This is a genomic window from Bradyrhizobium sp. 1(2017), assembly GCF_011602485.2.
GTDB lineage: Bacteria > Pseudomonadota > Alphaproteobacteria > Rhizobiales > Xanthobacteraceae > Bradyrhizobium.
The window spans coordinates 5,469,415-5,482,797 of record NZ_CP050022.2; the positions used below are offsets into that span (position 1 = coordinate 5,469,415).

General features: G+C 67.5%; 7 protein-coding genes. 3 read left to right on the plus strand and 4 right to left on the minus strand.

Annotation, left to right across the window (positions count from 1 at the left end):
• Nucleotides 1–151 precede the first annotated feature (151 nt).
• Complete coding sequence (locus HAP40_RS26090) at nt 152–5,989, plus strand: negative regulator of septation ring formation (RefSeq protein WP_166815048.1); 5,838 nt, start codon at nt 152–154, stop codon at nt 5,987–5,989.
• Nucleotides 5,990–6,609: 620 nt separating this feature from the next.
• On the opposite strand, the gene HAP40_RS26095 is transcribed toward HAP40_RS26090, so the two are convergent.
• Genes HAP40_RS26095 through HAP40_RS26105 form a run of 3 tightly spaced genes read right to left on the minus strand, consistent with a single transcriptional unit; the run spans nt 6,610 to nt 9,411 of the window.
• On the minus strand, nt 6,610–7,476 hold the full coding sequence (locus HAP40_RS26095; protein ID WP_166815047.1) for an MlaD family protein: 867 nt from the start codon (nt 7,474–7,476) through the stop codon (nt 6,610–6,612).
• Nucleotides 7,477–7,492: 16 nt separating this feature from the next.
• A complete protein-coding gene (locus HAP40_RS26100; RefSeq protein ID WP_166815046.1) occupies nt 7,493–8,275 on the minus strand; it encodes an ABC transporter ATP-binding protein in 783 nt (260 codons plus the stop codon).
• 2 nt (nt 8,276–8,277) lie between these two features.
• On the minus strand, nt 8,278–9,411 hold the full coding sequence (locus HAP40_RS26105; protein WP_166815045.1) for an MlaE family ABC transporter permease: 1,134 nt from the start codon (nt 9,409–9,411) through the stop codon (nt 8,278–8,280).
• A 143-nt stretch (nt 9,412–9,554) separates the two neighbouring features.
• Here HAP40_RS26105 and dgcA point away from each other — a divergent pair, with 143 nt between their 5' ends.
• The gene (gene dgcA / locus HAP40_RS26110) at nt 9,555–10,550 is read left to right on the plus strand and encodes an N-acetyl-D-Glu racemase DgcA (protein WP_166815044.1); all 996 of its coding nucleotides are present in this window, start codon (nt 9,555–9,557) and stop codon (nt 10,548–10,550) included.
• Here the strand turns inward: dgcA and HAP40_RS26115 are convergent.
• A complete protein-coding gene (locus HAP40_RS26115) occupies nt 10,520–11,716 on the minus strand; it encodes an MFS transporter (protein WP_166815043.1) in 1,197 nt (398 codons plus the stop codon). The two genes, dgcA and HAP40_RS26115, sit on opposite strands and share 31 nt — an antisense overlap.
• Nucleotides 11,717–11,791: 75 nt before the next feature.
• On the opposite strand from HAP40_RS26115, the gene HAP40_RS26120 reads away from it, so the two are divergent.
• Nucleotides 11,792–13,216, plus strand: coding sequence for a hypothetical protein (locus HAP40_RS26120; protein WP_166815042.1), 1,425 nt, complete (start codon nt 11,792–11,794; stop codon nt 13,214–13,216).
• Nucleotides 13,217–13,383: the final 167 nt, after the last annotated feature.

Here is a 13,383-nt window from a genome sequence, read left to right on the forward strand (position 1 = left end):
GCCAATAGGATGTTGCAGAAATTGGCGGACAAGCCGTTCGGGTGGGGACGGCTCGGAGATCCGCGCAAGCGGCATGATCCGGTCTGTGGGCTTGCGCAACGCGCAGGGCTCGCGGTGGGACGCGTACAAGTAACGAGGGCTCGGACTGAACATGGCGAACACTCCGAAGAAGGTCAAAGACCCCACAGAAGTTGCGCTTTCTGCGATCCAGGAAGCCCTCAACATCAGCGACACCACTGCGGATACCAGCCGCAACGCCGCGATGCGCAACGAAACGCCGCCTCCGGTGGCGCCGCCCGCGCCTCCGATCTTCGACGAGCCGAGCTTCGAGCCGCGACCCGCCGCCAACGAGCGCGCGAACGTGTTCGACCCGATCGAGGAGCCGCGCACCTCGCGCCGCGCCGCCAATGACGACCGCGAGACCATCGGTCAGCTGCTCCAGGCGCTTCAGAAGGGCCGCCCTGCCCGCAGCGTCTACACCTTCGCCACCATCTTCGCCGGCGTCTGGCTCGCCGCCTGCGCCGCGCTGACCTTCGGTTTCCTGCCCTCGATCCAGGCCGCCATGGGCCAGAGCGGCGGCGTGCTCGTCATTGCCGGCCTGATCGCGATGTTCTTCGCGCCGATCATGCTGTTCTACTTCCTGGCGAGCCTCGTCTGGCGCGGTCAGGAAATGCGCATGATCGCGCAGGCGATGGCGCAGGTCGCGATCCGCTTCTCCGAGCCGGAAGGCTCGGCCTCCGATTCCATGGTCACCGTCGGCCAGGCCATCCGCCGCGAGGTCGCGGCGATGGGCGACGGCATCGAGCGCGCCATCGCGCGCGCCGGCGAGCTCGAGACGCTGGTCGCCAACGAGGTCGCCGCGCTCGAGCGCGCCTATTCCGACAACGAGGTGCGCATCCGCGCCCTGCTCCAGGACATCGCGCATCAGCGCGACAATCTGGTCGGCCAGGCCGAGCAGGTCCGCAGCGCCATCTCCGGCGTGCAGATCGACCTGCGCCACGACATCGCGCTGATCTCGGACGCGATCGCCTCGCGCGTCGACGAGGTCGCCAAGTCCATCACCGGCGCGCTGGAAGAGCGTGGCGCGCACATCACCAGTGCCTTGAGCAATGCCGGCGACAACATGATCCTGGCGCTCGGCGAGCGCGGCGGCGACCTGCTCGACCGCCTCGAGGAGGCCAGCAACGAGACCACGCGCGCCGTGCTCGACGCCAGCGAGCGGCTGACCACCAGCCTCAACTTCAAGACCGGCCACGTCCACGACGAGTTCGTCGACCTCGCCGACCGCGTCCACGAGATGCTGAACGAGCGCATCGACCGCATCACCGGCGAGTTCGAGCAGCGCTCCGCCGCGATCGTCGACGGCATCTCCGAGCGCACCGAGCAGGTGCACGATTCCCTGAAGAATTCGTCGGACTCGCTGCTGCTCGAGCTCGAGCTGCGGTCCAGCGACATCTCCGCCAAGATCGACGACGCCGGCAACCGGCTCGCCGGCCAGATCCTGACGAGCGGCGACAAGGCGAGCGAGGCGCTCGACGCCACCGTCAACACGCTCGTCGCCAAGGTCGTCAGCCAGACCGAGACCGCGCACGATTCGCTGTCGCTGCAGATGAGCGCCTTCGACGAGCTGGTGCGCAACCAGGGCACCGAGCTGGTCGAGAAGTTCGCCCGTGACTCCGGCACGCTGGGCGCGCTGATCACGCGTCACATCTCCGAGTTCGACCGCACCGTGAAGACCTTCGGCGGCGAGATCGTCGAGCGCATGGGCCAGCGCACGCAGGACATCGCCGAGAGCCTGAAGACCTATGTCGACAATTTCGACACCCGCTTCACCGCGAACGGCGGCGCCATCACGGGCGTGCTCGACCAGCGCCTCGTGCACTTCGAGACCACCATCGGCGAACGCGTCAGCAACCTCGACGCCTCGCTGGACAATAAGATCGCCAGCCTCGACGGCACGATCGAAGGACATATCAGGAGCTTCGACGAGCAGCTCATCGGCCGTGTCGAAGCGCTCGAACAGTCGTTCGATACCCGCGCCAGGTCCATGAACGAGACCATCGACGGCCGTATCAACACGCTGGCGACGACGCTGACGGACGGCGCCGCGCAGGCGATCCAGTCGATCGACAACCGCCTCACCCACCTCACGACGTCGCTGACCGACGGCGCCTCGCAGGCCATCGAGACTATCGACGCGCGCCTCAACCACCTGACGAGCTCGCTGACGGACGGCGCATCCCAGACCATCCAGTCGGTCGATACACGGCTGACGCACCTCACGATGACGTTGACCGGTGGCGCAACGCAGGCGCTCGAATCCATCGACAGCCGCCTCACCCACCTGACCACCGCCGTGACCAGCAGCGCCTCGCAGGCCGTGCAGTCGATCGACACGCGCCTCACGCTGCTGACCTCGACGCTCACCGACGGCACGGCGCAGGCGATCGAGGCCGTCGACCGCCGCATCACCGGCGTCACCGAGATCATCGACGGCCGCAGCACGTATCTGACCGACACGGTCACTGCGCGTTTCCAGGAGATCCACCACACCATCGAGACCAAGGTGGGCTCGGTCGCGAGCGACATCGACGTGCGCGTGGCGCAGTTCGAGGACCTGCTCGGCTCGCGCGTCGAAGCCGTCGCCGGACGCATCGAGAGCAGCGGCCGCCAGGCCAGCGAGGACATGATGTCCCGCGCCGAGATGATCTCGACCGCGATCCGCTCGCATGTCGAGGACGCCGAGCGTTCGCTCACCAACCTCGTCGTCAATACCAGCGAGACCATCCAGACCGGCGCGCGCACCGCCCAGCAGTCGCTGATGACGGTCTCCTCCGACGTCAACGCCCAGCTCAAGATGACCTCCGCGGAGGTCGAGCAGGCGCTGACCGCGGTCGGCACCGGTGCCGCGAACTCGATCCTGACCAGCGCCCGTGAGGCGCAGTCGACCCTCGTCGCCGCATCGGGCGATGCGTCCAACCAGCTCAAGGGGCTCGCCTCCGACGTCGAACGCACGCTGTCCGCGGCGGGATCGGCGACCGCCGCCTCGATCCTGGCCGGCGCCCGTGAGGTGCAGACCACGCTCGTCACCGCCTCTTCGGATGCAGCCAACCACGTCAAGACGCTCACCACCGACGTGCAGCGCTCGCTGACGCTGGTCGGCACCACCACGGCCGAGTCGATCGTCGCCGGCGCCCGCGACGCGCAGGGCGCTCTCATCGCGGCCTCGGCCGAGACCGCTAACCAGATCAAGGCGCTGTCGTCGGACGTGCAGCGTTCGCTCACGATGGCCGGCACCTCGACCGCCGAGATCCTCACCAGCGGCGCGCGCGAGGCCCAGAACACGCTCGTTACCGGATCCACCGATGCTGCGGCGCAGGTCAAATCGCTCGCGGCCGACGTGCAACGCTCGCTCTCGATGGCCGGCACCTCGACGGCGGAAACCATCACCGCCGGCGCTCGCGAGGCCCAGAACATGCTGGTGACGGCGTCATCCGAGGCGGCGAACCAGGTCAAGTCGCTCGCGACCGAGGTTCATCGTTCGCTCTCGCAGGTCGGCCAGTCGACCGCCGAGACGATCACCACCAGCGCCCGCGACGCCCAGAGCACCCTGCTCACGGTTTCGGCCGAGCAGACCAGCCAGGTCCGTTCGCTCGCAGCCGAGATGCAGCGCGCACTGGCGACTGCCGGCGGCGCCACCATCGAGGCGCTCACCAGCGGCGTGCGCGAGGCTCAGGGGTCGCTGATCTCCGCCTCGACCGACGCGGCCAGCCAGATCAAGTCGCTGACCACGGACATCGAGCGCACGCTGACCGCGGTCGGCGCCGACACTGCCTCGACCATCCTCAACAGCGCCCGCGAGGCGCAGACCTCGCTGACCTCGACCTCGGCGGATGCCGCGAGCCAGATCCGCACCATCTCGACCGAGATCGAGCGTACGCTGAGCGCGGCGACCACGAACGCGACCAACGACATCCAGACCAGCGCGCTCAACGCCCAGAACGCGCTGATCTCCGCCTCCAATGAGGCGAGCTCGCGGGTCAAGACGAGCTCGGCCGACGTCGAGCGCTCGGTGCTCGCCGCCAGCAGCAGCTTCGGTCAGGCCATGACCGGCAAGACCGACGAGATCGTCACCTACGTGCAGCAGCAGGCCGACCGTCTGGCGAACATGATCGACACCAAGCGCGGCGCGCTGGTCGATGCGATCGGCTCCAAGACCAGCCAGCTCACGCTCGACATCGACCGCGTCACCTCCGACGCGCTGAAGTCGATCGAGACGCGCGGCCAGGCCTTCTCGCAGACCATGATGGGCAACGGCTCGGAAGTCGCCCGCGCCATCAATACGGCGAGCGAGATCGCCACCGGCGCGGTCGGCAAGTCGCTCAAGGATCTCGAGCAGGCCTCGCGCTCGGCGATCGACCAGTCGCGCCAGGTCTCGATCGCGGCCGTCACCGAGATGCAGGAGACCAGCAAGATCCTGCGCACCGACACGGTCGCCCTGTTCGAGCGTCTGCGCGAAGGCAACATCCTGCTGCAGGAGGTGCTGACCGGTGCGCACGACAACCTCAACTCGCTCGAGCGGGCGCTGGTGACGCGCGTTGCCGACTTCGTCTCGGCGATGAACGACGTCACCTCGCGTAACGGCGCTGCGACGCAGGGCCTCGAAGACCAGCTCAACGTCTTCAACAGCAAGACCACGAAGGCGCTGCAGGATCTCGGTGAGCTGTCGACCCAGTTCGATATGCACGGCAAGGCGCTCGTCGATGCCGCGCAGGTCGTCGAGCAGAGCAACAAGAACACCACCGCCTCGCTCGCCGAGCGCAAGCAGGCGCTGGAATCGCTCGTCACCACGATCGACCTGCGTACGGCCGATCTCGACCAGCGGCTGTCGCGCTTCACCGGCCTGCTCGATGAATCCCTGGCCGCCGCCGAAGAGCGTGCCCGCGACATCGCCCGCGTCGTCGCCGAGACCGCCGGCGCCGGATCGGCCGCGATCACCCGCCAGTTCGAGGCGGTGCGCGCGGCCTCCGAGGAGGAGCACCGCCAGACCATCGAGGCCATGCACGACATCTACCGCCAGACCACCGACGAGGCGGATACGATGTTCAAGCAGTCGACCGAGCGCTTCACCAACCTCGTCTCCAGCATGAAGCAGATGGCGCTCGAGATGCACAACGAGCTCGAGGCCACCCGCAACGAGCTGCGCCGCGGCGTGCTTGAGATGCCGCAGGAGGCCGCCGAGAGCACCGCGCAGATGCGCAAGGTGATCGTCGACCAGATCGAGGCCCTCGCCGAGCTCAACCGCATCGTGGCCCAGCACGGCCGCGGCCTCGACGTCTCCACGGCGGGCCGCACCAGCGTGCAGCGCCAGGACGAGCCGGTGCTGGCAGCCGTCGGCGGTCGCGCCACCGAGACCCGCGTGCGCGACACCGGCAGCGCCTCGACGCTGCCCCCGCCGGACCTCGGCATGCCGGCCGCCCGCCGCACCGAAGCGCCGCCGGTTGCCCCTGCCGGCAACGACCAGAGCCGCGACGGCTGGCTGTCGGACCTGTTGAACCGCACGGACGCCAACCAGGGCGCTCCGACCGGCCGTGAGGCTCCCCGTGGCCGCGTTGCCCCCGCTCCGCAGCCCGAGGCCGCGCAGGCCAGCAGCAATCCGCTGGAATCGCTGTCGCTCGACATCGGCCGGCTGATGGACCGCAACCTTGCCGCCGAGATGTGGGACCGCTACCAGCGCGGCGAGAACAAGGCCTTCACCAAGCGCCTCTACACGCCCGCCGGCCAGAAGGCCTTCGACGAGGTCGCCCGCAAGTATCGCGCCGACCGCAACTTCAAGAGCACGGTGGACCGCTATGTCGCCGAATTCGAGCGCCTGCTCGACGAAGTCGCCCGCGACGGCCGCGGTCCGCAGGAGCTGCGCAGCCACCTCACCTCGGAGACGGGGCTGGTCTACACGCTGCTCGCGCATGCGGCGGGACGGCTGGGATAAGCGAGAGAACGAGACGAATGGAAAAACGGAGGCCTCACGGCCTCCGTTTTTGTTTGAGCGCCGTCGCGCAATCAAGTTACTGCGCGCTGGGAAATTATGCGACCTCCACAAGCACCGTCATTGCGAGGAGCGAAGCGACGAAGCAATCTCCGCGGGGGCAGACTGGATTGCTTCGCTACGCTCGCAATGACGGAAGAGAGACGTCCGCATCCGACTAGGTGAATGCGCCCGGCCCACCCCAAGCGAATATCATTGACCGCAACTCTTCAAGGACAGATTCAAGTGTCAACAGCGTCGCACGACGCTCTTCACGCTGTCCCCATTTGGTCGGGCTGGAGGAATCAAGCGCACACGCGATCACAGTCACGTCGCCCTGAGCATTCGGTAGATCAAGCCACATCTGAGCCCGCGGATCGCCACGTCGGTCGAATACCCAGACCGAGCGCACATGATATTCGCGGTCCAGCTTAGCCACGCGTATGCCGTGCTTCCTTGCCCACGGCCCTAGGACGGGGTCCACAACAGCGTAAGGATCGTGCTGAGACTCAAATGGATCGCCGCCGTGCATCATTCTGCCCTATACGGCTGGCAATCGGAAACGGTCGCATCGAGACCTACTACTACCGCCTAGGCGCTGCTGCCGGCTTCGGCGGCTCGGGCGGCGGGGCTGCTTGCGATGAATTGCTGGCGCCGAACAGCACGCGGGTCGGGTTGCGGTCGAAATTGTTCACGGCGCGGCTGATGTCGCCGAGGGTGCGGCGGCCGTCGGCCATCAGCGCGCCGGAGCGCTTGTCGAAATCGTCGGCGAGCTCGCGGATCGACTTCACCGCCTGGAACAGCTCGCCGCCGTCCTTGCCACCGGCGAGCGTATTGAGGCCGAGCATGAGATTGTCGGCCTTGAGCATGACGCCGTCGACCTTGGCCATCACCCCGTCGATCTTCTCGGCGTTGCGCGCGAGCGAATTGGTGAAGGTCTCGAGGTTCTTCAGCGAGTTCTTCACCGATTCCTGATTGTCGGCGACGATCTTGTTGATGTTCTGCAGCGTGCCGCGGATCGCCTCGGTGACGTCCTGGAGCTTGTTGGGATCGGCCGTCAGCGTCGGAATGCCGTCCTGATCGAGCGGCGGCGGGGCCGCCGCCTCGTCGCCGCCCTTGAGCGAGATTGCGGCAACGCCGGTGAGGCCCTGGAACTCGAGGCCGACCAGCGTGTCCTTGCGGATCGGGGCGTTGTTCTCGATCATGGCGAGTGCGACAACCCGCCGCGGGTTGTCCAGCTTCACCGAGACCACCTCGCCCACCCTGATACCGTTGAAGTTGACGCTGCCGCCGTTGCGCAGGCCCGCCGCCGGGCCCTCGAACACGACGCGCAGGGGGCTGCGCTGCTTGGTGGTGTGCAGCGACTGAAACCACAGCACGAAGCCGATCGCGGCGGCGATCACCGCCAGCGTGAACGAACCGATCAACACGTAATTTGCCCGCGTTTCCATCAGGTGCTCCGGCTACTCAACCCATTACCGCGCGGGCGCGCTTGCCATGGAAATATTGCCTCAGCCAGGGATGCTGCGAGGCCTGCATGTCGGCGATCGACCCTGCCGCAATGATCTTACCGTTCCCTAAAACGGCGATGCGGTCACATGCTGTGTAAAGGCTGTCGAGATCGTGGGTTACCATGAAAACGGTCAGCCCCAAAGTGCGCTGCAGCGTCCTGACCAGCTCGTCGAAATCGCCGGCGCCGATCGGGTCGAGGCCCGAGGTCGGCTCGTCCAGGAACACCAGGTCCGGATCGAGCGACAGCGCGCGCGCGAGCGCCACGCGCTTGATCATGCCGCCCGAAAGCTCCGAGGGAAAACGCTCGGCGACCTCGGGTTTGAGGCCGACCATGGTCAGCTTGGCCATGGTGATCTCGTCCATCAGCCGCTGCGAGACGCGCAAATATTCGCGCATCGGAAACTGGATGTTCTGCCGCACCGTGAGCGAGGAGAACAGCGCGCCCTGCTGGAACAACACGCCCCAGCGCCGCTCGACGTTGCGGCGCTGCGCCGTGCTGGAAGAATCGAGATCGACGCCGAACACCTCGATGGAGCCCGCGACCTTCGGAACGAGGCCGATGATGGTGCGCGTCAGCACCGACTTGCCCGCGCCCGAGGGCCCGACGAAGCCGAGGATCTCGCCGCGCTTGACGTCGAGGTTGAGGCCGTCGAGCACGCGCGTTGCGCCGAACTGCACGGTGATGTCGCGGACGCGGATGATGGGATCCTGAATTTCGCTTTGAGCTTCTTTTGCCATCGTCACATCCCGATCGCGGCGAAGAAGATGGCGAACACGCCGTCCATCACGATGACGAAGAAGATGCCCTTCACGACCGAGGCCGTGGTGTGCTGTCCGAGCGATTCCGCGCTGCCTTGAACGGCGAGCCCCTCGACGCAGGCGACGATGCCGATGACGGCGGCCATCACCGGCGCCTTGACGATACCGACGATGAAATGATCGATCGAAATGGCGTCGCGCAGCCGCAGCAGGAAGGCCTCCGGCTGGACGCCGCCATAGAGCCAGGCGACCAGACCGCCGCCATAGAGCGCGGCCATCGCACCGAGGAAGGCGAGGATCGGCAGCGCCAGCACCAGCGCCATCATACGCGGCAGCACCAGCACCTCGATCGGATCGAACCCCATGGTGCGCAGCGCGTCGATCTCCTCGCGCATCTTCATCGAGCCGAGTTCGGCGGTATAGGCGCTGCCCGAACGGCCCGCGACCATGATGGCGACCAGGAGCACGCCGATCTCGCGCAGCACCAGGACGCCGAGCATGTCGACGACGAAGATGTCGGCGCCGAACCTGCGGAAATGGAAGATGCCCTGCTGGGCGATGATGCAGCCGATCAGGAAGGTGATCAGCACGATGATCGGCACCGCGCGCCAGCAGACCTGCTCCATGTGGTGCACGGTCGAGGTCAGGCGGAACGAGCGCGGATGGATCAGGACGCGAAAGCCCGCTGCGAGCACCGCGCCGAGCATGTCGACGAGGCCCGCGACCGTGCCGGCAACGCCGGCCACGGCCCGGCCGATCTGCTCCAGCATGCCGGTGATGGTGATGGGGCTGCGGTCGATCACGGGCGTCGCCCGCACCCGCCGCACCTCGTCCACCAGGCTCGAATAATTGGCCGAGAGGCCCGCGATCTGCGGCTCGACCGAGCCGCTGGTCAGGCTACGCCGCAGCCGCTCGATCAGCCAGGCGCCGAACGTGTCGAGCTTGGCGACCTCGGAGACGTCGATGAAGATGCTCTGGGGGCTGCCGGCGAGCTTCTCGGCATCGGCCACGATCCGCTCCAAAACCGGCGCGAAGCTCGCGGTCCAGGTTCCGGTGGCGCACAGTGCCAGCGCGTTGCCCTTGGCAATCCGCTCCAGCTTCGGATCGCCGGTCAAGATGTCCGCTCCCGTGCCGAAGCGCAGGAAACGGATGGAATCGGATGGTTGCGCACGCGCCCTTACCTAGAGAAGGTATCCCCAACTGGCCATTGTTAGTTGCTAGAGGTAACCAGCAGGTTCAGATTTCGCCAGAGTTCAAAATGACTTCCACGAAACTTGTGTCCCTGGCGGCGCGAATCGAGCGCTTCCCGATCGCCGGCAGCTTCACCATCAGCCGGGGCGCCAAGACCGAGGCCGCGACTGTCGTGGCGGAGGTCAGCCGGGACGGCCTGACCGGACGCGGCGAGTGCGTACCCTATCCGCGCTATGGGGAGACGCCCGAGGCGGCGCTGGCCGCTATAAACGCCATGCAGGAGGCCGTGACGGGTGGGCTGACGCGAGCCGCCCTCCAGGCCGCCATGCCGCCCGGTGCGGCCCGTAACGCGCTGGATTGCGCCCTGATCGACCTCGAGGCCAAGGCGGCCGGGTTGCGCGCCTGGAACCTGCTGGACCGATCGGCCCCGGGGGAGCGCACCACGGCGTACACGATTTCGTTAGGTACCCCCGCGGTCATGGCCGCGGCGACCGCCAAGGAAGCGCACCGGCCGCTGCTCAAGATCAAGCTCGGCGGCGACGGCGATCCCCAGCGGATCGCGGCGGTGCGCGAGGCTGCCCCGGAATCCGAGCTGATCGTCGATGCCAACGAGGCGTGGACCGAGGCCAATCTCGAGCACAATCTCGCCGCCTGCGCCGAGGCCGGCGTCACGCTGGTCGAGCAGCCGCTGCCCTCAGGCAAGGACGAGGCACTGGCGCGGATCAGGCGCCCGCTCGCGGTCTGCGCCGACGAGAGCGTGCATGACCGTTCCTCGCTCGCGCCGCTCCGCGCGCGCTACGACGCCGTGAACATCAAGCTCGACAAGACCGGCGGCCTCACCGAGGCGCTGGCCATGGCCGATGCGGCCCAGGCGCTCGGCTTCGAGATCATGATCGGCTGCATGGTCGCGACCTCGCTGTCGATGGCGCCGGCGATGCTGGTGACGCCGCAGGCGCGCTTCGTCGACCTCGACGGTCCCCTGCTGCTCGCGCGCGACCGCGATCACGGGCTGCGTTATGACGGCAGCCTGGTCTATCCGCCGGACGCTTCGCTCTGGGGCTGAGCCTTGAGCCGGTGCCGCGACGACCAGATCAGAAGCGCGCCCGCTGCAGCCATCGCCGCCATCACGTAGTACAGGCCATCGCCGATCCGGGCGTAGATCGCGCCTGACGCGATCGAGGTCGCAGCGCCCAATAGTCCGCTGCACGCGGCGTAATAGCCCTGCCCCCGTGCGATCTGGTGCGAGGGCACGCGCTGCACCAGAAGATTCATGGTGCCGAGGATGGTCATGCCGAAGGAAAGGCCATGGCCGAGCTGCACGACCGCGAGCAGCGCCAGCGGCGGCTCGCTCGCGGTGACGACCCAGCGCACCACGGCGCTCAGCCCGCCGATCGCGATCATCGTGGACGGATGCAGCGAGAAGCGCGGCGACAGCGCGAACACGACGATCTCGGCGATGACGCCGAGCGTCCAGAGCCCCGCGATCGTCAGCCCGCTGATGCCATGGAGCTGCCAGTTGATGGCGGAGAAGGTGTAATAGGCGACGTGGCTGCCCTGGATCAGCGCGGCCGAGGCGATGATCGCCCAGAAGCCGGCATCGCGCAGCAGCGCCTTGCCGGCATGCGTCTCGGCGCTTCTGCGCCTGACATCGTCGAGCGGCTGGAGCAGCAGGCTGGCAGCGACCGCGACGACGGCCCATGCGACGATGACCCAGATCAGATCGCGCGGCGCAATGACATCGACGAGATAGCCGCAGGCGAGCGAGCCGGCGGCAAAGGCCGCCGAGCCCCACAGCCGCAACGGTCCGTAATCGAGCCCGTAGCGCGCAACGCCGCGCAGCGCATAGGCGTCGGTGAGCGGGGTCGTCGGCGTCCACATCATGCAGGTCAGCGCATAGATCAGGAACAGCGCCAGCGGCTGCTGCTGCAAGCCGACGGCCGCAAAGCCGATCGCCGTCGCCAGCACCGACACCATCATGGCGCCGCGAATGGCCTGTCGCTTTTCGGCAAAGGCGGTCACCTGCGGCAGCGTGGTGAAGCGCGTGATCGCCGGCAACGCGTTGATCAGCCCGATCCACGCCGCGTCGATGCCGATCGCCTTCAGCCAGAGCGGAAAGAACGGCAGATGCGTGCCCGCGACCGCGAAGACGGCCGAATAGAACACGGCGAGGCTGACGGCGAATCGCCGCTTCTTCGCTGCTGCGATGGGGATTTGTGATTCGCCTGCCATCAAACCAATTGCGATTCGGTCGATATCGTGGTGATCGTTACAGTAACGCGCTCTGATTTGCGCGACGAGATTGTCATGGCCAACGAAGCATTCGCCCTCTCGCCCATGTCTGCCCGCGCGGCCGAGCCGAACGAGCAGGATTACGACGCGATCCGCGAAGCCTTCATGGAGACCGCGCGCGGCCGCTGGTTCCTCGGCGAATATGCCAAGCGCAACCGCAACGCCGACACGCGCATGGTGCTCGACGCGGTCGCGAAAATCGAAGAAACCCTTGCGGCACAGCGACAACCCGTCGTCGAGGACCGCCTCCCCGAGGCGCTGGTAGAGATCCGGCGCGCCATCCGCGAGGCCGAGACGATCGCGATCGCGGCGTTCGATCCCGCGGCGATCGAGGCGAGCCTCGCGCCGATCCCGCGCGGCGTGCGCATCATCAAGGAGATCTCCTGGCGCTGGCGCGAGATCGGCGCCGACGGGCGAATCTGCGACCTCATTGATTCGCAGCTGGCTTCGATCGAAGCCGCCTGCGGACAGATTTCGACCGTCGACCCTCGCGTCGAGCTCAAGGCCGCCTTCGATCTGCTGAGGGATCGGGTCGAGCAGCTCGACGGCGACGCAACGCCGCAGGCCGCGTCCGACGCGCCGGCTCCGAGGCAAGAGGCACCGTCGACGGCGGACGTGCTGCCTGCGGAGGTTGCAGCTGCGGAGGCCGGGCTTGGCGCGATGGCGAGCGAAGCCCCCGTGGCTTTCACGGAGACGTCGCCGGACAGCGCCGCAGTTCCCGAGATTGACGCGGCTGGCGTCCCCGATGCGTTCGCCGCTGCCGAGCAGGCCATGGACGCCGCCGTCGCGCCGGACATCGCGGCCGGAAGCCAGGCCGCTACTGAAAATACCGCGCGCGACAATGCCACGGGTGAAGACGTCGCGCTCGAAGCGCCGCTCGCTGAGCCCGAGCCGGCCGCCTTCGCCGAAGTGACCGACGAGGTCTCGCTCGACGCCGCCGCGGAAGCCGAAGACGAAGCCATCCTCGATGCGATCGCGCTGGAGATGGCCGCGCCCGATCCGGAGTTCGACGAGATCATCGAGCCGGTGGAGATGGAAGCGGTCGCCCCGGGACCGATGGCCGCGGAGATCGCAGCTCCCGTTGCAGCGGAGCCGCCGCAGCCGATCGCAGCTCGGCCGGTCGCCGCAGCGGTCGCAGACGAGCCCGCCGCGGACGCGCCGATCGCGATGGACTCGCTCGCGCGCCTCACCGATGCCATCGCGGAGGCCGCTGCCGAGGTGATGGAGCAGCAGGCGCCGGCCATGGCCGCGACGGCAGCGCTCGGAGCCGCGCCGAGCGCGACTCTGCCGATGCCTTCGCCCCTGTCCTCGCCCGAACCCTCGCTCGGCGCCACCATCCTCGCCAGCGGCATTTTGCAAAGGCCGCGCGCGGCGGCCAACGACCCGCTCGCACCGATCCGCCGCATGACCCAGGCCGAGAAGATCGCGTTCTTCTCGTAAGGCGGGCGCTGCGTACTCGCTCTCGCGTCCCGGACAAGCGAAGCGCAGATCCGGGACCCAGGAGCCACAACCTCATTCGCAACATGGGCCCAGCGCAGGGCTGCGTCCGAGGCACGAGGGCGAGATGCGGCGCGCGCTCGCTCCACGTCGTCATTGCGAGCGTAGCG